Here is a 16189-nt window from a genome sequence, read left to right as displayed (position 1 = left end):
CGGGAGCCCGATGACGGAGGTAAGCGGATATGAACTGGCCCACGCTCGGGGATACCCGGCCGTGGGCCAGTTCATTTGAATCGGTAAGAGCGCGTCGCGTTGACGCGCTGATCGGCGCAGCGTTTGGGGCGTGATGTCGCCATACCGCCTCGCGGCGATACTGCGCCAGGACTTACCGAACCGCCCGCGGCCCCTGTTACTGCTTACTGACCGAAGTAGACCGACTTCGGGCCGACCGTCGGAGCCGGATGGCTCGTTTCCGACGTACCGCTCACCGCACCACCGAAACCGGTAGCGGCCTGGCCGGCGTTTCGCGCGTCGACGCGGGCTTGCGCAGCCTGGATGTCAGCCGGATAGTGCGGGTCGGCGTGGCCGGGTTGATAGCCGGCCTTTTCCAGTTGTTCCAGCTCGGCGCGCACTTGAGCGCGGGTCACGGGCTCGTTGGCTTGCGCGAACGAAGCGACCGGAGCGGCGATAGCGACGGCGATGACGACAGCTTGGATCAGCGATTTCATGATACTTACCTCCAGTTCAGGGTTTTATCTTGCTGCGAACGTTCATGTTCGTAGTCAGTGATTGCAGTGTAAATTGGATAACTGGAGAGAGTAAGTCGCGATTCGGCCAATGTTTATTGCGGGATTTGATATAAAAGACCGGAACTTTGAGGGTTAACGCGCAATCGATGGAGGTGCCGCCGCGGCGCGGCACTATTCCGGCGAGACCGGACTGACAGGCGAGGCCGTTGCCCTGGCATCGTTTCGCGCGGTGCCTGGCGTGGCGCTGGGCAGCGATTGCCGCAGGCGCGTGAACGCCTGGCTCGTGCGCGCGTCGCGCTGGTCGCGTGCGTCGTAGAAGTCCTTGCTGAGCCACTCGCCGAGACTCATCATCAGCGAGCCCAGCGCGCTCTTGAAGCGCACCCACGCATTGCCGGTGCGCGCGAGTTGCGCGGCCGCCTCGACCGCCTGGGCGGCGAGCCGGTCCAGTTCCGCGTGCAGGAAGTCGGCGAAATGATGCAAGCCATGCTGATTGCCGTTCAACGATTTGCGCTCCAGTTCGACGTGCTCGGTAATCAGCGATTCATTCGTCACGCGAATAAACGCCGGCGTGTCAGTTCGCGCGCTGCCGCCACGGCGAATCGCCACACCGATGTTGGCGGCGGCTTCGGTGCGCCTGCCGAGCGGTTGCATTTGCCACTTGTCGCACAGGTACTTCAGCAGGCTGCAATGATCGAATCGTTCGTTGCACACGCCGGCTTCGCACCAGGGCGACACCAGGATGGCGGGCACGCGTACGCCAAGTCGCTTGAAATCGAAGCTCCCAGTGTGCCCGTCGGGAGCGAGCGCATCGGCGGGCGGCGAGACGTGGTCGTAGAAGCCGCCATGCTCGTCGTAGAGGATCACTAACAACGTGCGCTCCCACAGCGCCTGATTCGAGCGCAGCGCATTGTAGGTATCCGCGATCAGCTTTTCCGCCTTCATGATGTTGTGCGGCGGATGATCGTCGTTTTGCGCATCGCCGAAGTACTTCGGCTCGATCAGCACGAATTGCGGAAATTGACTGGCGGGTCCCGCTGCGTCCTCGAAGAACTTGTCGAAATAGCGGTAATTCGCGAGGTTTTCCGCGCGCCGCTGGTTCGTCAGCAGCAACGACGCGGGAAAGTCGTAGAAGTAGACCCGCCATGTTTTGCGCGCCTCGTTCAGGCGATCGAAGATCGTGTCCTGGTCCTGCTCGGTGTACCAGTGCGGACGGAGCGCGTCGGGCCCCGAAGGCATTTCGATCTGGCCTTTCGACGTACCCGTCAGCGCGAAAAAACGGTTGGGCCACGTCGGCCCCGGCAATGACGAGAACCACCGGTCGCACACGGTGAATGTCGAACCCAGCGTATGCAGCGCGGGCAGGAAGCCGAGCGGGTAATAGCCCATCACGTCTTGCCGCGCGGCGAGGCTGCTCCTGGGATAGTCCTTCACGAACGAACGCACGAAGCCGCCGTTGTCCCCCGCGATCTGTGCCATCACGGCCTCGTGCTCGTGATTCGGATCGTGCTTCATCTGCCTCTCGCGCGTCGCACGCGGATAGAAGATGTTGCCCTCGCCGTCGGCGTTCGACTTGCCGGCCGCGTTGCGCACGCCATCCAGGTTGTCGTGAACGGCATCGAGGCAGCCGAGCATCTGGTCGAACGAGTGATTCTCCATCAGCAGCAGCACGACGTGTTCGATCGGATCGTTCTGCGCGTCCTGTGCGTTCTGCTCGGTGTCACTCATTTTTATCGCTCCATGCGGGGAAGGGATGGACTTCGCGGGCATGCCGCCGTACTGAGGTCGATTGATGCGTTACGGCGTTGCCAACTTAGCGCAAATCGCGTGCTTGCGAAAGAGCGAGGCCGGAGGCGGACATGCGCGCGACGACCCACCGGACGGGGCGCGTGCATGGCTTGCCCAACGCAGCATCGGCTCAGCTGCCACGCGGGAAGATCGGAACTTGTGCGCTCTGTGCGAGCGGCTGGCATGCGTCGCCTGCCGGCGCAGCCGCCGGTGCGGGCGATGCCGGCTGCAACGCCGGTTCGCAGAAGGTCGGCGCACTATCGGGCGTAATTGGCACGCCTGGTTTCGCGAGCAGCGCGGTCTTGCGCATCGAGCCGACCAAGGTGCCGAAGCAATAGCCGATGATGCTGATCCACACGGCCCCCAACGCGCCAGCGATCACGTTGACGAGATCCTTGGTGGTGCCCGGCAGGGGCAGGAACGCCATCAGCAGCAGAATGCCGAAGAAGCCGGTTGCGACCGCCATCGCGAGGACCTTCGGAACCCAGTCGCGATTGGCGACGCCCACGGCCCTTGCGTTGGCGATATCGCCCGTGGCGAGCCGGGCTTCGACGCTGTCCATCGATCTGTCTCCTCTTCAGCGGTGTCGACTACTGAAATGGCGCATGCGCCCCGTTCAGGGCGATTGCGTCGCATGTCCCGCGAGCGCCCATTCGGTTTGCTCGGATGCGGGCAGCGCAAGGACTTCGTCATAGATTCCAGTGATCTCGCGATAGTCGCATTGCGCGTGCTCGCATCGGGTCTTTTGCACTTGCGCGAGCAGATGACCGGCGAGGATGTTCGGTTGTGCGTCGTTGCCGGTCATCGCGTCGTGTCGAATTGATTCGGCATCCTGTGCGATATCCGTCATGGCCGACATGATCCGCTCGGCGAGGAAGTTCGACGTATAGCCACGCGCGCTCAGCGTTTGCGGAGTCTCGACGGGCGGCACCAGCAATTGACGCGTGAGCACGCCCTTCAAGACGAGCCCGATGAAGACGATCGCAAGGATGACGAACACCCAAGGCAAGAGGTATGGCAACAGCCGTCTCGGTCCACCGCCGATCGTACCGGCGACGTGCCACCGGAATGGAACGAATCCGCTCGAACGACGAGGATGGCGGCGATGCGCGGCATTGCCGCGCATGAACGGGCCGCTGTACCCATTCGTTGACCGATGTTGACTCGGTGCACTCGACATGATCCACCTCGCTGTGCCTCGATCTGCGATCGAGGTTGGCAATCGCCTGAATTGCGCGGTGGTTATGCATCGAGCGTGCCATTGCCGCTGGCTCCGGCTGGTAGCCGGCTGTTGGCTTCGGGTGGGTGGGCCGAAGGAAAGAAATGTTGCGCGGCGGCCAACGTATCGGCGCAAACAGTTTGATGACGGGAGACAGGACGCGCACTGGTCAACACATGGATCTTCCCGGATTGCCGGGGACACAACTCGCGCACAGGCTGTAATCGCCCAGATGCGGCGGTCCGTCGAGACGATCGCGAAATGGCGAACCTCGTTAGGCAGTTCGGGAGCTACGGCAGGGGTAAGTGGCAAGCAGCGCCGAGCAACGCTCGCGCAGGAAGGCATGCAACTCGTTAATCGCCGGCGACAGTTGCGCACGGTGAGCACAGACCAGGTGCAGCGGCGCGGGCTCGCAATACTCCGGCGGAAACAACTCCACCAGTCGCCCTGCCTTCAGATCGTCGATCAGGTCCAGTCGCGACTTGTAGACAAGGCCTTCCCCGGCTATCGCCCAGCGACGAACTGCATCGGCATCGTCGCTGACGCGATTGCCGGTGACTGCGACGGTGCGCTCGCCGCCGGGCGGGGTAAAGCGCCAGCGTTCATGGATCTGCTCGCTCCAGACGTACCGAAGGCAGTTGTGTCGCCGCAGGTCCTCGACTTTGGCCGGTGCGCCATGCCGTTCGAGGTATGACGGCGCGGCACACAATGCGCGTCGGTTGTTGTCGACCAGTCTCATGGCCACCAGAGACGAATCTGGCAGCGCTCCGTAGCGCACGACTGCATCCAGCGGCTGGCGGATGAGGTCAGCCGCACGGTCGCTCATTTTCACGTGCAGCGACAAACCCGGGTGCCGGTGCTGGAATTCATCCAGCCACGGTAACAGCAGGTTTCGACCAAAGTCAGACGGAGCGGACAGCCGCAGCGGCCCGGCCAGCACCCCGCGGCCGTTGGCCAGGGCCTGCTGGCCTTGCTCCAGCGCCCCAATCATGACCCGCGCATGCGGCAGGTAACGCTCCCCGGCCTCCGATAGTTGCATGCTTCGCGTGGACCGCGTGAACAGGCGCGTGTCCAAAGCCTTTTCGAGCCGCTGAACTGACGCACTCGCGTGTGCGGGTGCGATATTCAGTTGGCGCGCCGCCTCCGAGAAGCTGCCGTAATCCACCGTGTGCACGAAGATCTGAACGTCATCGAGTCGAATCATCTTCTTTGAAACGCCGAAAGTGTTTGGTCGCGGCGGCTATTTATCCGCATATCGGCGAAAGATAACATGCGCTCAAACATCCTTGGAGAACCCGTACATGAAAGCCATTGGCTTCTATCAGAACCATCCCATCAGCCACCCGCAGGCACTGCAGGACATCGAGGTGCCGACGCCGGAACTGCGCGGCCACGATCTGCTGGTGGAAGTGAAAGCGGTGTCGGTCAACCCGGTCGATACCAAAGTCCGGCGCGGTGGCGACATTCCAGAGGGCGGTGCGCGCATCGCTGGCTGGGACGCCGCAGGAATCGTCCGCGCGACCGGTCCGCTGGCCACGCGCTTCAAGCCGGGCGACCGGGTCTGGTATGCCGGTGACATCAAGCGGCCCGGCAGCAACAGTGAACTGCACGCCGTGGACGAACGCATCGTCGGCCCCATGCCGACATCACTGGATTTCGCAGAGGCCGCGTCGTTGCCGCTGACGACGATCACCGCGTGGGAGCTGCTGTTCGACCGCCTGCGTGTTCAGACAGCGGACCCGGCCGACAACAACGTGCTGCTCGTGATTGGAGCGGCTGGCGGCGTCGGCTCGATTCTCACGCAACTGGCGCGCGAGCTGACGGGCCTGACAGTCGTCGGCACGGCCTCGCGACCGGAAACGCGCGAGTGGGTGCTGGCTCATGGCGCGCATCACGTCCTCGACCATCATCAGCCTTGGGCCCCCCAGTTGGCCGCGCTCGGCATCGAGCACGTGACCCACGTTGCCGGGTTGAACGACAGCGCAGCCTACGTGCCGCAAATCGCCGCCGTGCTGCGTCCGGAAGGCCAGTTCGCACTCATCGATGACCCGGTGGGTCTGGACATCGGACCGTTCAAGGGAAAATCCATCTCGATTCACTGGGAGCTGATGTTCACCCGCGCGATGTTCACCACCGACACAATCGCACGGCAACACGCCTTGCTGCGCCGCGCGGCGGAGCTGGTTGACCAGGGCCGCCTCAAACATACGCTGACCCGGCGCATCGACGGCCTCAACGCCACGAGCCTCATCGAAGCGCACGCGCTGGTCGAAGCGGGCAACATGATCGGCAAGGTCGTCGTTGCCAACCGCTGAACCCTTCTAACGAGCATCAACATGACACCGCACATCATCAGCACGGCAACGATCAGCCTGGAAGCCGCGCAAGCACTGCTGGCAGAAGCGCGCCGCGCCTGCGCCGCGCGCGGGTTCGCCGCGACGATCGCCGTTACCGATGCAGGAGGCCACCTGCGCGCTTTCGAACGCTCGGATACCGCCCCGTTCCTGACCGTTGACGTAGCCATCGACAAGGCATGGACCGCCGCGTCGTTCGGCATGGCCACGCATCAATGGAATCAGTACATGGCCGAGCCCGCTGTTGCCCCGCTGGCGCATCATCCGCGGCTGACGCCGGTCGGCGGTGGCGTACCGATCTTCCACGAAGGGCGTCTGGTGGGGGGTATCGGTGTTTCTGGCGGAACCTCGGTCCAGGACCATGAGGCCGCTGAGGAGGCACTGCGTCACGCGGGGTTTATGCAGTAAGCCTGGGCCGGTTCGTCGCGGTTCCAATCATGCTGTTGCCGCACGTTGCTCTATAGGGGGCAGCCGTTCAGCCAGCCAGTCGATCAGCACCCTGACTTTGGGCAGCAGGAAGCGGTTCGGCGGGTAGAGCAGCCAGATCGGGCCGCTGTATGCGCGCGGCTCGAACGACCAGTCGGGCAGGGCCTGCACCAGTGCGCCCGAGCGCAGATCGTCCGCGACGGCAAAGTCCGGCAGACTGGCGATGCCCAAATCGAGCAATGCGGCTTCGCGCCGCGCGCCCACGTCATTCGCCACGTAGCGGCCGCGTACCTCGACGGTTTGCGTCTGAGCGCCCTGCCTGAACGTCCAGCGGTGCTCGTCCGGCGCATCGCCGAGGCAGAGGCAATCGTGCTGCGCAAGATCGCCGGGTTCCCTGGGCGTGCCCCGCGCTTGCAGGTAGGCCCGCGACGCGCAGGGCATCCAGCGGACCGTGCCGAGCCGTCTCGCGGCCAGCCCTGACGGCGGCGTCGATGTGGGGCGCACGACAAGATCGACGTGATCGCGGATCGGATCGATGTCGCGGTCGTCGAACACGACCTGAACCTCGACTTCCTCATACGCGCTCAGAAAGCCCGGGATCAGCGGGTGAATCATGCTTTTCGCGAGCGAGATCGGCGCGCTGATGCTGACGCGGCCGCGCGGCTGTGCGCTCATCCGGCTCGCCGCGTCCACCGCGCCGGACGCCGCCTCCACCATCTCCCGGCAGTGGCGATAGACCTGCTCGCCGGACTCCGTCAGCCGGATACGGCGTGTCGAACGTTCGAGCAACCGTGCGCCGAGCGCGCGTTCGAGCCGCTGCATCTGCCGGCTGATGGTGGACGGCGCGGTGCCGAGCTGGCGTGCGGCCGACGAGAAATTGCCAGCTTCGACCACGCGCGCGAAGGTCGCAAGGTCCGGCAGGAGGGGAAGCAGATCGGCGGGGAGCATGGCGAGGGCGATAAGGGTGGTCGAGGCGGGGCGACGACGGGAGCCGTTCCGCGCAAAGCGATTTGTGCATTTGAAGCATGAAAGATGTACTTCGCAGGGGGATTATCGCCTCGAACGCCATACCGGACAATGCGGACATTCGTCGAAGGAGGGTTGTCATGCGTTCCCGGTTCAATGTTTCCGCCGACCTGCTGCTACTCGTCGTGGCATTCATCTGGGGTACGAGCTACGGCGTAGTGAAAAGCGCTCTGCTCGTCTACCCCGTGTTGGGTCTGCTAGCGCTGCGCTTCGGGATCACGTTCGTGCTGCTCGCGCCGGCGCTGCGCGCGTTGGGCCCATTGCGATGGCGGCAACGGTTCGGAATTGCCGGTGCCGGATGCGTGCTTCTTGGGATTTTCCTTGCCGAGACGTATGGCGTGCAGCTAACGCGCGCCTCGAATGCGGCGTTCCTCATCAGCCTGTGCGTGGTCATGACGCCGCTGGTCGAATGGGTATGGCTCAAGCGCTCGCCGCGCGGAATCGAGTGGCTGGCCGCAGGGCTGTCCTTGCTCGGTGCGTTCCTGATCGGCGGCGGCCGTCTCGCGTTGGCGCCCGGCGACGCGCTGGTAGTGCTGGCCGCGCTGCTGCGTGCAATCAACGTGTGCGCGACGAAGCGCGTGATGCAGGCGGGCGCCGTGTCGCCGCTGACGATGACTGCGGTACAGTCCGGTGTGGTGTCGCTCGGTTGCGCGGCGCTGGCGCTCGGCCTTGCGCGGGCGGGGATTCACTCGCAGTGGCAACCGTTGCCGCCGCTGCTCCGTCATGCGGGTTTCTGGGCGATCGTGCTGTACCTCGTGGCGGGTTGCACGCTGTTCGCGTTCTTCGTGCAGAACTATGCGGTGCATCGCAGCACGCCGACGCGCGTATCGCTGTTGATGGGCAGCGAGCCAGTGTTCGGCGCGCTGTTCGCCTGGGTGTGGCTGGGGGAACACCTGCCGCCGGTAGCGTGGGTCGGCGGCGGGTTGATCGTGCTGGGTTCGTGGCTGGCATCGTCGCTGACGGCGCATCATCCGAAGCGTATGGAAGCAGCGGCGCGTCCGGCGTCCGACGCCAGTCCAACCCACACAATCTCGCCGGACCTTCTGATGCAGCGAGAACCATAAAAAATGCCGCTCAGTCCGGAAGACTGAGCGGCATTCGTGAAGCGAATTTCTGTCGGGTGATTCGCGTCGCAGTGGTTTAGACCGAACTCGGCCGCCACTTCAGCAAACGATTCTCCACCGCGGTCAACAGATAATCGGCGGCAAGCGCGACCACCGCGAGCACGATCATCGCCGCGAACACGCCGCTCGCATTGAACGCGCCCTGCGCGGTGGAGATCAGCAAGCCGATACCCTGCTTCGAGCCGAGAAACTCGCCGACCACCGCGCCGACCAGCGCGAAGCCGAAGCTCACGTGCAGGCTCGCGAGAATCCAGCTCAGCGCGGACGGAATCACGACCGAGGTGGTCACCTGGCGGCGCGACGCGCCGAGAATCTGCGCATTGGCGATCATGTAACGGTCTGCCTCGCGCACGCCCTGGAACGCGTTGGCGAACACGACGAAGAACACCATCACGACCGCAAGCGCGACTTTCGACGCCATGCCGAGCCCGAGCGCGATCACGAACACCGAGCCGAGCACGACGCGCGGAATCGAGTTGGCGATCTTGATGTAGAGGCTGAATACGTCGGAGAGCAGCTTGTTGCGGCCCAGCACGATGCCGCAGAAGATGCCCGCGACCGAACCGATGATGAAGCCCAGCCCCGTTTCCTCGAGCGTGACCCATACCTGCGTGAGCAGCGGCCCTTGCGAGGTGCCGTTCACGAACCAGTCGACGATCTGTTCGAAGATCGCGCTCGGCATCGAGAAAAAGAACGGGTCGATCCATTTCAGGCGCGCGGACAGTTCCCAGCCGCCGAGCACGGCCACGAGCACGAGAATGCGCAGCGAAATCACGAGAACCTGGCGCTGGCGGATCTTCTTCTGCGCGATACGCTCGACGTGAGCGAGCGATGCGGCGTCGATGCCCGATGGCATCATCTGTTGAGAGGGTGTAGACATGTTTGCCGTTCCTTGATTAACCGATCTGCACTTCTTCGCGCAGGTCGTGCCAGATATCGCGCGAAATTTCTATGAAGCGCGGGTCGTAGCGGATCTCTGACGTGACGCGCGGCCGCGGCAGATCGATTTCGTAGACCTTCTTCAGCGTGGCGGGCCGTGCGGTCAGCACGAACACGCGATCGGCGAGCGCGATCGCTTCTTCGAGATCGTGCGTGACGAACACGACCGAGCCGACGCCGCCCCACAATTGCAGCAGCTCGTCCTGCATCAGCGTGCGCGTTTGCATGTCGAGCGCCGAGAACGGCTCGTCCATCAGCAGGATTTCCGGCTTGTTGATGAAGGTCTGCGCCAGCGCGACGCGCTTGCGCATGCCGCCGGACAATTGATGCGGATAGTGCTTGCCGAACTTGTCGAGGCCCACGCGGCGCAGCCATTCGTTCGCTTCGTCGTAGGCGGCCGACTTCGAGCGGCCGCGATAGAGCGGACCGGCCGCGACGTTGTCGAGCACCGAGCGCCACGGGAATACCGCGTCGGCCTGGAATACGAAGCCGATGCGCGGATCGATGCCGTCCACGGGCGCGCCCATCACGCGCACTTCGCCGGTGGTCGGCTTCAGCAGCCCGGTGATCATGCTGAGCGTGGTGGACTTGCCGCAGCCGGTCGGGCCGACGACCGCGACGAACTCGCCGCGTGCCACCGACATGCTGAAGTCGCGCAGCGCAATCGTGGCCTTGCCGTCCGGGGAAATGAAACGGCACGATACGTCGCGCATTTCGATCGCTGGCGTGTCGCGTGACATAGGTTGATTCATCGGCGGGTGCCTCGCAGTTCTGTGAATATAAAAAAGCGTTACTTCGACGCGGTCTTGACCGGCGCCGACAGGTAGTCGTTGCTGTACGTCTTGGCGAGATCGATGTGCTTGCCCTTCACCGACGGATTGAAGGCGGAGAGCACCTTCAGCACCGTATCCGGGCCGTCGGCGGGCATCTTGCCGTCCTTCGTGAACATCGGCAGCGACGCCTTCAGCGCGCTCACGTACAGGTCCTTGTTGTTTCCGTAGTAGTCCTTGGGCATCTGTGCGGCGATGTCCTCGGCGTTATGCGTGGCGATGAAGTTGAGCGTTTTCGCGAATGCGTGCGAGAGCTTGGCGGCCTCGTCCTTGTGCGCTTCGACCCAGGCGCGCTGCACGTAGAAGCTCGAAGCGGGGTAGGTGCCGCCGAGCGCCGCACGCGTACCTTCCACGTTGCGCATATCGACGAGCACCTTCGCGTCGCCGGTCTTCAGCAGTTGCGAGACGGTCGGCTCCGTGGTCATGCCGGCGTCGATACGGCTTTGCTTGATCGCGGCGATAAAGCTGTTGTCCGCGCCGACCGGCAACATCGTGTATTGCGTGGACGGCACGCCCGCGCGGTGCGCGAGGTACTGCGTGAGGAAGCTCGTCGAGGAACCGAGGCCGGTCACGCCAAGCGTCTTGCCTTTGACGTCGGCCATGCTCTTGAGCGAATCGGCCGCCTTGGTCGAGACCATTTCGACTTCGCCCGGCACCTGGCCGAAAATCACGAGCGCCTGCACTTCCTTGCCCTTGCTCTGCAGATCGATCGTGTGATCGTAGAAGCCGACCACGCCTTGCACCGCGCCTGCGAGCAGTTCGTTCTCCGCATCGACGCCGGCCGGTTGCGACAGGATCTCGACGTCGAGGCCTTCGTCCTTGAAATAGCCGAGTTGCTCGGTGAGCTTGGCCGGCAGATAGATGATCTTGGTGGCGCCGCCGACCATGATCGTGATCTTCTCGGCATGCGCGGCGGCCGAAGCGGCGGCAAGAGCGAACGCAACACCTGACACGGCGGCAATCTGGCGCAAGGTACGCATGAGGCAGTCTCCTAAAGTGTGTTCGCCGCGGCCGGGGCATGGCGGCGCTTTTCTGGGTGGATGGCGGCGATTATAGAAACGCGAAACCTTCTGCCAGCTTTCGGGGTTTGGCGTAAAACATGAGTGTTAACCCGACAGTGCGCCGACAGTGCGCCGACGCGGCGCGGAATCCGCGCGGGCATCGCCGCCGCGCTCGCGTCTGGCCCCGCACGTATGCGGCGAATCACACAGCACGCGCGCAGCCCCTTTGTTTTAAGGCACAATCGACGACCTGACTTTTGCCGTTGCCGCCATGAAGCTGCTGCTGATCGAAGACAACCCCACGCTTGCGCACTGGCTCGCGAAGATGCTGGAACAGGAAGCCTTCGCGCTCGACGCCGTCCAGGACGGCGACGAAGCCGACCGCCTGCTGCGCACCAACCACTACGACGTGATCCTGCTCGACCTGAATCTGCCGAAACTCTCGGGCAAGAGCGTGCTGCGCCGGCTGCGTCAGCGCGGCGACGCGACTCCGGTGCTGATCCTCACCGCGAGCGGCTCGATCGACGAGAAAGTCGAACTGCTCGGCGCCGGCGCCGACGACTACCTGGTGAAGCCGTTCGAAGTGCGCGAGTTGATCGCGCGCATCAAGGTGGCGATTCGCCGGCAGTCACCGTCGAAGGCGAGCGAAGTGGTGTGCGGTGATCTGTCGTTCGACATCGACACCCGCCAGTTCACGCTGAAGGGCGCGCCGCTGAACGTGACGCCGCGCGAGCGCTCGGTGCTCGAAGCGCTGATCCTGCGCCTCGGCAAGACGGTGACGAAGCCCGCGCTCGTCGATGCGATCTTCACGCTCGCGGACGAGCCGAGCGAGGATGCCGTCGAGATCTACATTTCGCGTCTGCGCAAGAAGCTCGATGGCAGCTCGGCCGCGATCGTCACGCTGCGCGGGCTCGGCTATCTGCTGCGCAAGAGAGAAGACGACCAGTAACGATGTCCAATAGCTTGCGCATACGCCTGCTGTGGTGGCTGCTCGTGCCGCTCGCGCTCTATGTGTTCGTGACCGGCAAGACCGAATACGACAACGCGCGGCGCACCGCGGATCTCGTGCAGGACAATCAGCTGGTCGCCTCGGCGCGGATGATCGCGGGCGAGGTCGAATGGCGGGACGGCTTTCTGAACGTCGACGTGCCGCCCGCCGCGCTCGAGATCTTCGCCTCGCCGTATCGCGACCAGGTGTTCTATAGCGTGCGCGCCGACGATGGGCGGCTGCTGGCGGGTACGCCCGATCTTCCGGCACGTCCGCTGCTGGCGCCCGACGTGCCGGATTCGTACGACACGCAGTTGCACGGCCAGCGGGTGCGTGCGGTCGACCTCGTGCGGCTCATGTACGACAACGGCGCGACCCGTCCCGTGCGCGTGACGGTCGGCAAGACCGTGCGCTCGCGCGATGCGATGACTCAACAGCTATGGCGGCCGCAACTCGTGCGCCAGCTCGAAATGATCGCGCTGGCGGTGGCACTCGTTTGCATCGGACTCACGTTCGAATTGCGCCCGTTGATGAAGGTGAAAGACGAGGTGGCCGACCGCGATCCGATGCAGCTCGAACCGATTCGCGTCGAGCGTCTGCATACGGAATTGCGGCCCATCGTCGACGCGATCAATCAGTGCATCGCGCGGCTCGGCGTGCAGGTAGCCGCGCAGCGGCGCTTCATTGCCGATGCCGCGCATCAGTTGCGCACGCCGCTTACGCTGCTCGGCACGCAATTGCAATTCGCGCGGCAGCAGGAGGGCCTCAATCCCGCGCTCGACGAAGCGCTCGCCGCGATGCATCGAAGCAATCGTTCGATGGTCGGGCTGACCAACAAGCTGCTGTTGCTCGCGCAGGCCGAGGCCGCCGACAACTCGCAGCTTGCAATGGAAGGCGTCGATCTGGTGCCGCTCGCGATGGAGGTCGTCGAAGATCTCGCGCTGCTCGCGCAGGCGCGCGAGATCGATCTCGGCGCGGAATTGCATGGCGCGGCGCCGGTGCTCGGCCATCGCGGCCTGTTGCAGGCGCTGATCGCGAATCTCGCCGAAAACGCGATTCGCTATACGGGCAGTGGCGGTCATGTGACGGTTGCTCTCAGCGCTACCACCGATACCGTGACGGTGAGCGTGATCGACGACGGCCCCGGCATTCCGGCCGAATCGCGCAGCCGCGTGTTCGAGCCGTTCTTTCGCGCGTCGAACGATACCGAGGGCACGGGCCTTGGCCTCGCGATCGTGCGCGAAATCGCGGACGCGCATCACGGCGAGATCACACTGAAGGCGGGCGAGGGCGGCAAGGGTGTGGATATCGCCGTGACGTTTCCGCGCGCGACGCCGAAGTGATCAGGAAAAACCCGAGGTTGGCGCCAAACACGCATGTCTGAAAGCATCGGGAAGGGTTCGCTTCTTCAGAATCGCGGGCAGGCGACCCGTGTGGCGCCCATAAGCAAGATCACGGAGACATCGGCAATGCAGCGTTCCTTGACGCGTTTCTCGCGGGCGGCCTACGCCGCCGTCGCCGCGTCGCTCGCGTTGTGCGCGCTCGCAAGACTCGCGACGCCCGCGCATGCCGCCGCGCCGGAGAAACTCGCGATCATGGTCGGCGGGACCAACAAGCTCATTTATCTGCCGGCGCGTCTTGCCGAACAGCTCGGCTATTTCAAGGCGGAAGGGCTCGACGTCGAACTGCTGTCGCAGCCGACCGGCATCGACGGCGAAAACGAAATGCTCGCCGGCGCGGTGCAAGGTGTGGTCGGCTTCTACGATCACACGATCGATCTGCAGACGCGCGGCACGGAGGTGAAGGCGATCGTCGTGTTCAGCCAGGTGCCCGGAGAAGTGCAACTGGTCGCCGCGAAGTCGGCCGACTCGATCAGGAGCATGGCCGACGTGCGCGGCAAAACACTCGGTGTGACCGGGCTAGGCTCGTCGACGAGTTTTCTCACCCAATACCTCGCGCGGCGCGCAGGCGTGCCGTCCACGCAATACACGCTGCTGCCGGTTGGCGCTGACAACAGTTTCATCTCGGCCATGCGGCAAGGACGGATTCACGCGGGCATGACCACCGAGCCGACCGTCACGCAACTTTTGAGGGCCGGTGACGCCAAAGTGCTCGTCGACATGCGCAACGTCGACGGCACGCGCGCGGCTCTCGGGGGCACGTATCCGGCCTCGAGCCTCTACGTGCAAAGCACGTGGCTCGACGCGCATCCCGACGAAGCCGCCAAACTCGCGCGCGCATTCGTGAAGACGCTGCGCTACATGCACAGCCATAGCGCGGAACAGATCGCCGCGCAGATGCCGGAAGAAGACATCGGTCACGACCGGGCGCTGTATATCAGCGCATTGCAGGCCTCGTTGCCGATGTACACCGTGGACGGCAAGATGCCCGCCGACGGTCCGCCGACGGTGCTCAAGGTACTGTCCAGTTTCAATCCGGCGGTGAAGGGGCGGCACATCGATCTGTCGCGCACGTTTACCAATCGGTTCGTCAATGACGTGAAGCCTTGAATGCGGTTTGACCGCGCAGGTTGCTTCGAACACCAAAGGATCGGCACATCGTGTTTTCAGGCAGTTTGCGCGGACGTTTGTTGTGGTGGCTGCTTCTGCCGCTGGCCGCGTTCGTCTCCATTTCCGTCGTCATTTCATATCGGTTCGCGCACACCACGGCTGATCTGGTGCAGGACAATGCGCTGCTTTCGTCGATGCGCATCATCGGCGAGGATATCGACTGGGACAACGGTTCTGTATCGATCCAGATTCCGCCGGCGGCGCTCGAGCTGTTCGAATCGCCGGAACAGGACACGGTTTTCTATCGCGTCGAGGCAAAGGGACATCGTCTGCTCGCGGGCAGTCCGGACCTGCCGCTGCCGCCGCATGTGAGCGACAGTCCCACGCTTTATTCGACGCATTTCGCCGATGGCCGCGCGGCGCGCGCTGTCGCTTACGTGCGGCAGCTCTACGATTCGGGACATACCGAGGAAGTGATCGTCGCGGTCGCGAAGACGGAGGGCTCGCGCGATGCGATGGTGTGGCGTCTGCTGCGACCGCAATTGTCCGGCGAAGTACTGACGCTGGTACTGGCGATGGTGTTCGTCTACCTCGGCCTGACCTTCGAACTGCTGCCGTTGATGAAGGTGAAGGACGACGTCGCGGATCGCAATGCGTCGCAACTCGAACCGATCCGCGTCGCGCGCCTGCACGTCGAGTTGCGGCCGATCGTCGAGGCGATCAACCAGTGCATCGCACGAATGGGCCAGCAGGCCGCTACCCAGCGGCAATTCATCTCCGATGCCGCGCATCAGTTGCGCACGCCGCTCGCGCTGCTGGCCGCACAGATCCAGTTCGCGCGGCAACGCGATAGCCGCGACGCCCCCCTTGCCGAAGCGCTCGCGGGGATGCACAAAAGCAGCCGCAAGCTGACCACGCTGACGAACAAATTGTTGCTGCTTGCGCAGGCCGAGTCGGCCGCGCCCTCCAACGCGCGCGAGCGGATCGATCTGAGCGCGCTGATCGCGGGCGTGCTCGAAGAACTGATCGCGTTTGCGCAGTCGCGGGAAATCGATCTGGGCGCGGAGCTGGAAGACGGCCTCTATGTGACCGGCGACGAAGCGTTGACGGCGGCGCTCGTGACCAATCTGGTCGACAACGCGCTGCGCTATACGCAGGCAGGCGGTCGCGTCACCGTGCAGACCCAGCGGCGCGCCGACATGGCGATCGTGCGGGTGATCGACAACGGACCCGGCATCACGGCGGATGCGCGCGAACGGGTGTTCGAGCGCTTCTATCGAGCGTCCTCCCACGCGGAAGGCACGGGACTCGGCTTGCCGATCGTGCGCGAAATTGCGCATCGTCAGGGCGGCAGCGTGGCGCTCGAATCGAATGACGGCGGCGCGGGACTTGTCGCGACCGTCGAGATGCGCTTATGGATGGGCGCGAGCTGACGCACCGCGCCACTCGCA

At 64.1% G+C, this 16189-nt stretch carries 14 protein-coding genes and 2 pseudogenes; 7 read left to right on the top strand and 9 right to left on the bottom strand.

The features are described from left to right. Positions 1–203: 203 nt before the first annotated feature. The 5 genes and pseudogenes from LJ655_RS12880 to LJ655_RS12860 form a co-directional block, all read right to left on the bottom strand. A complete protein-coding gene (locus LJ655_RS12880; protein ID WP_230561626.1) occupies positions 204–515 on the bottom strand; it encodes a DUF4148 domain-containing protein in 312 nt (103 codons plus the stop codon). 192 nt (positions 516–707) lie between these two features. Further along, positions 708–2261, bottom strand: a complete 1554-nt coding sequence (locus LJ655_RS12875; protein ID WP_230561625.1) for an alkaline phosphatase family protein — start codon at positions 2259–2261, stop codon at positions 708–710. A 190-nt stretch (positions 2262–2451) separates the two neighbouring features. Next, positions 2452–2880, bottom strand: a pseudogene (locus tag LJ655_RS12870) (hypothetical protein); the annotation flags it as partial. 72 nt (positions 2881–2952) lie between these two features. Further along, positions 2953–3501 (bottom strand): annotated as a pseudogene (locus LJ655_RS12865) (tetratricopeptide repeat protein); the annotation flags it as partial. A 313-nt stretch (positions 3502–3814) separates the two neighbouring features. Next, on the bottom strand, positions 3815–4744 hold the full coding sequence (locus tag LJ655_RS12860; protein WP_230561624.1) for a LysR family transcriptional regulator: 930 nt from the start codon (positions 4742–4744) through the stop codon (positions 3815–3817). A 97-nt stretch (positions 4745–4841) separates the two neighbouring features. On the opposite strand from LJ655_RS12860, the gene LJ655_RS12855 reads away from it, so the two are divergent. Beyond that, a complete protein-coding gene (locus LJ655_RS12855; protein ID WP_230561623.1) occupies positions 4842–5855 on the top strand; it encodes a zinc-binding alcohol dehydrogenase family protein in 1014 nt (337 codons plus the stop codon). 21 nt (positions 5856–5876) lie between these two features. After that, positions 5877–6302: a GlcG/HbpS family heme-binding protein gene (locus tag LJ655_RS12850; RefSeq protein WP_230561622.1), complete on the top strand. Its 426-nt coding sequence runs from the start codon at positions 5877–5879 to the stop codon at positions 6300–6302. A 27-nt stretch (positions 6303–6329) separates the two neighbouring features. On the opposite strand, the gene LJ655_RS12845 is transcribed toward LJ655_RS12850, so the two are convergent. Continuing rightward, positions 6330–7268: a LysR family transcriptional regulator gene (locus LJ655_RS12845; protein ID WP_230561621.1), complete on the bottom strand. Its 939-nt coding sequence runs from the start codon at positions 7266–7268 to the stop codon at positions 6330–6332. 158 nt (positions 7269–7426) lie between these two features. Here LJ655_RS12845 and LJ655_RS12840 point away from each other — a divergent pair, with 158 nt between their 5' ends. After that, complete coding sequence (locus tag LJ655_RS12840; protein ID WP_230561620.1) at positions 7427–8410, top strand: DMT family transporter; 984 nt, start codon at positions 7427–7429, stop codon at positions 8408–8410. Between the two features lie 76 nt (positions 8411–8486). Here LJ655_RS12840 and LJ655_RS12835 read toward each other — a convergent pair whose 3' ends face one another. From LJ655_RS12835 to LJ655_RS12825, 3 genes are read right to left on the bottom strand one after another with little or no spacing between them, the layout of a single operon-like run. Further along, complete coding sequence (locus LJ655_RS12835; RefSeq protein WP_230561619.1) at positions 8487–9350, bottom strand: ABC transporter permease; 864 nt, start codon at positions 9348–9350, stop codon at positions 8487–8489. Between the two features lie 16 nt (positions 9351–9366). After that, complete coding sequence (locus tag LJ655_RS12830) at positions 9367–10161, bottom strand: ABC transporter ATP-binding protein (RefSeq protein WP_230561618.1); 795 nt, start codon at positions 10159–10161, stop codon at positions 9367–9369. A gap of 38 nt (positions 10162–10199) precedes the next feature. Then, complete coding sequence (locus tag LJ655_RS12825; RefSeq protein ID WP_230561617.1) at positions 10200–11219, bottom strand: ABC transporter substrate-binding protein; 1020 nt, start codon at positions 11217–11219, stop codon at positions 10200–10202. Between the two features lie 292 nt (positions 11220–11511). Between LJ655_RS12825 and LJ655_RS12820 the strand changes: the two genes are divergently transcribed. The 4 genes from LJ655_RS12820 to LJ655_RS12805 all read left to right on the top strand — a co-directional run bounded on the left by LJ655_RS12820 (position 11512) and on the right by LJ655_RS12805 (position 16171). Continuing rightward, complete coding sequence (locus LJ655_RS12820) at positions 11512–12189, top strand: response regulator (RefSeq protein WP_230561616.1); 678 nt, start codon at positions 11512–11514, stop codon at positions 12187–12189. Between the two features lie 2 nt (positions 12190–12191). Continuing rightward, positions 12192–13571, top strand: coding sequence for a sensor histidine kinase (locus LJ655_RS12815; protein ID WP_230561615.1), 1380 nt, complete (start codon positions 12192–12194; stop codon positions 13569–13571). A 126-nt stretch (positions 13572–13697) separates the two neighbouring features. Next, positions 13698–14738, top strand: a complete 1041-nt coding sequence (locus LJ655_RS12810; RefSeq protein ID WP_230561614.1) for an ABC transporter substrate-binding protein — start codon at positions 13698–13700, stop codon at positions 14736–14738. A 50-nt stretch (positions 14739–14788) separates the two neighbouring features. After that, positions 14789–16171 carry a sensor histidine kinase gene (locus tag LJ655_RS12805; RefSeq protein ID WP_230561613.1) on the top strand — a complete coding sequence of 461 codons (1383 nt, stop codon included), beginning with the start codon at positions 14789–14791 and terminating at the stop codon, positions 16169–16171. Positions 16172–16189 lie beyond the last annotated feature (18 nt).

The sequence above is a fragment of the Paraburkholderia translucens genome (assembly GCF_020881035.1).
Classification (GTDB): Bacteria; Pseudomonadota; Gammaproteobacteria; order Burkholderiales; family Burkholderiaceae; genus Paraburkholderia; species Paraburkholderia translucens.
This window is presented reverse-complemented; position numbering and strand designations above follow the sequence as displayed.

Coding starts and splice junctions, on each gene's coding strand:
- LJ655_RS12840 (WP_230561620.1), top strand. CDS start 7,427: ATGCGTTCCCGGTTCAATGTTTCCGCCGACCTGCTGCTACTCGTCGTG.
- LJ655_RS12880 (WP_230561626.1), bottom strand. CDS start 515: ATGAAATCGCTGATCCAAGCTGTCGTCATCGCCGTCGCTATCGCCGCT.
- LJ655_RS12850 (WP_230561622.1), top strand. CDS start 5,877: ATGACACCGCACATCATCAGCACGGCAACGATCAGCCTGGAAGCCGCG.
- LJ655_RS12815 (WP_230561615.1), top strand. CDS start 12,192: ATGTCCAATAGCTTGCGCATACGCCTGCTGTGGTGGCTGCTCGTGCCG.
- LJ655_RS12860 (WP_230561624.1), bottom strand. CDS start 4,744: ATGATTCGACTCGATGACGTTCAGATCTTCGTGCACACGGTGGATTAC.
- LJ655_RS12835 (WP_230561619.1), bottom strand. CDS start 9,350: ATGTCTACACCCTCTCAACAGATGATGCCATCGGGCATCGACGCCGCA.
- LJ655_RS12810 (WP_230561614.1), top strand. CDS start 13,698: ATGCAGCGTTCCTTGACGCGTTTCTCGCGGGCGGCCTACGCCGCCGTC.
- LJ655_RS12820 (WP_230561616.1), top strand. CDS start 11,512: ATGAAGCTGCTGCTGATCGAAGACAACCCCACGCTTGCGCACTGGCTC.
- LJ655_RS12825 (WP_230561617.1), bottom strand. CDS start 11,219: ATGCGTACCTTGCGCCAGATTGCCGCCGTGTCAGGTGTTGCGTTCGCT.
- LJ655_RS12875 (WP_230561625.1), bottom strand. CDS start 2,261: ATGAGTGACACCGAGCAGAACGCACAGGACGCGCAGAACGATCCGATC.
- LJ655_RS12845 (WP_230561621.1), bottom strand. CDS start 7,268: ATGCTCCCCGCCGATCTGCTTCCCCTCCTGCCGGACCTTGCGACCTTC.
- LJ655_RS12830 (WP_230561618.1), bottom strand. CDS start 10,161: ATGAATCAACCTATGTCACGCGACACGCCAGCGATCGAAATGCGCGAC.
- LJ655_RS12855 (WP_230561623.1), top strand. CDS start 4,842: ATGAAAGCCATTGGCTTCTATCAGAACCATCCCATCAGCCACCCGCAG.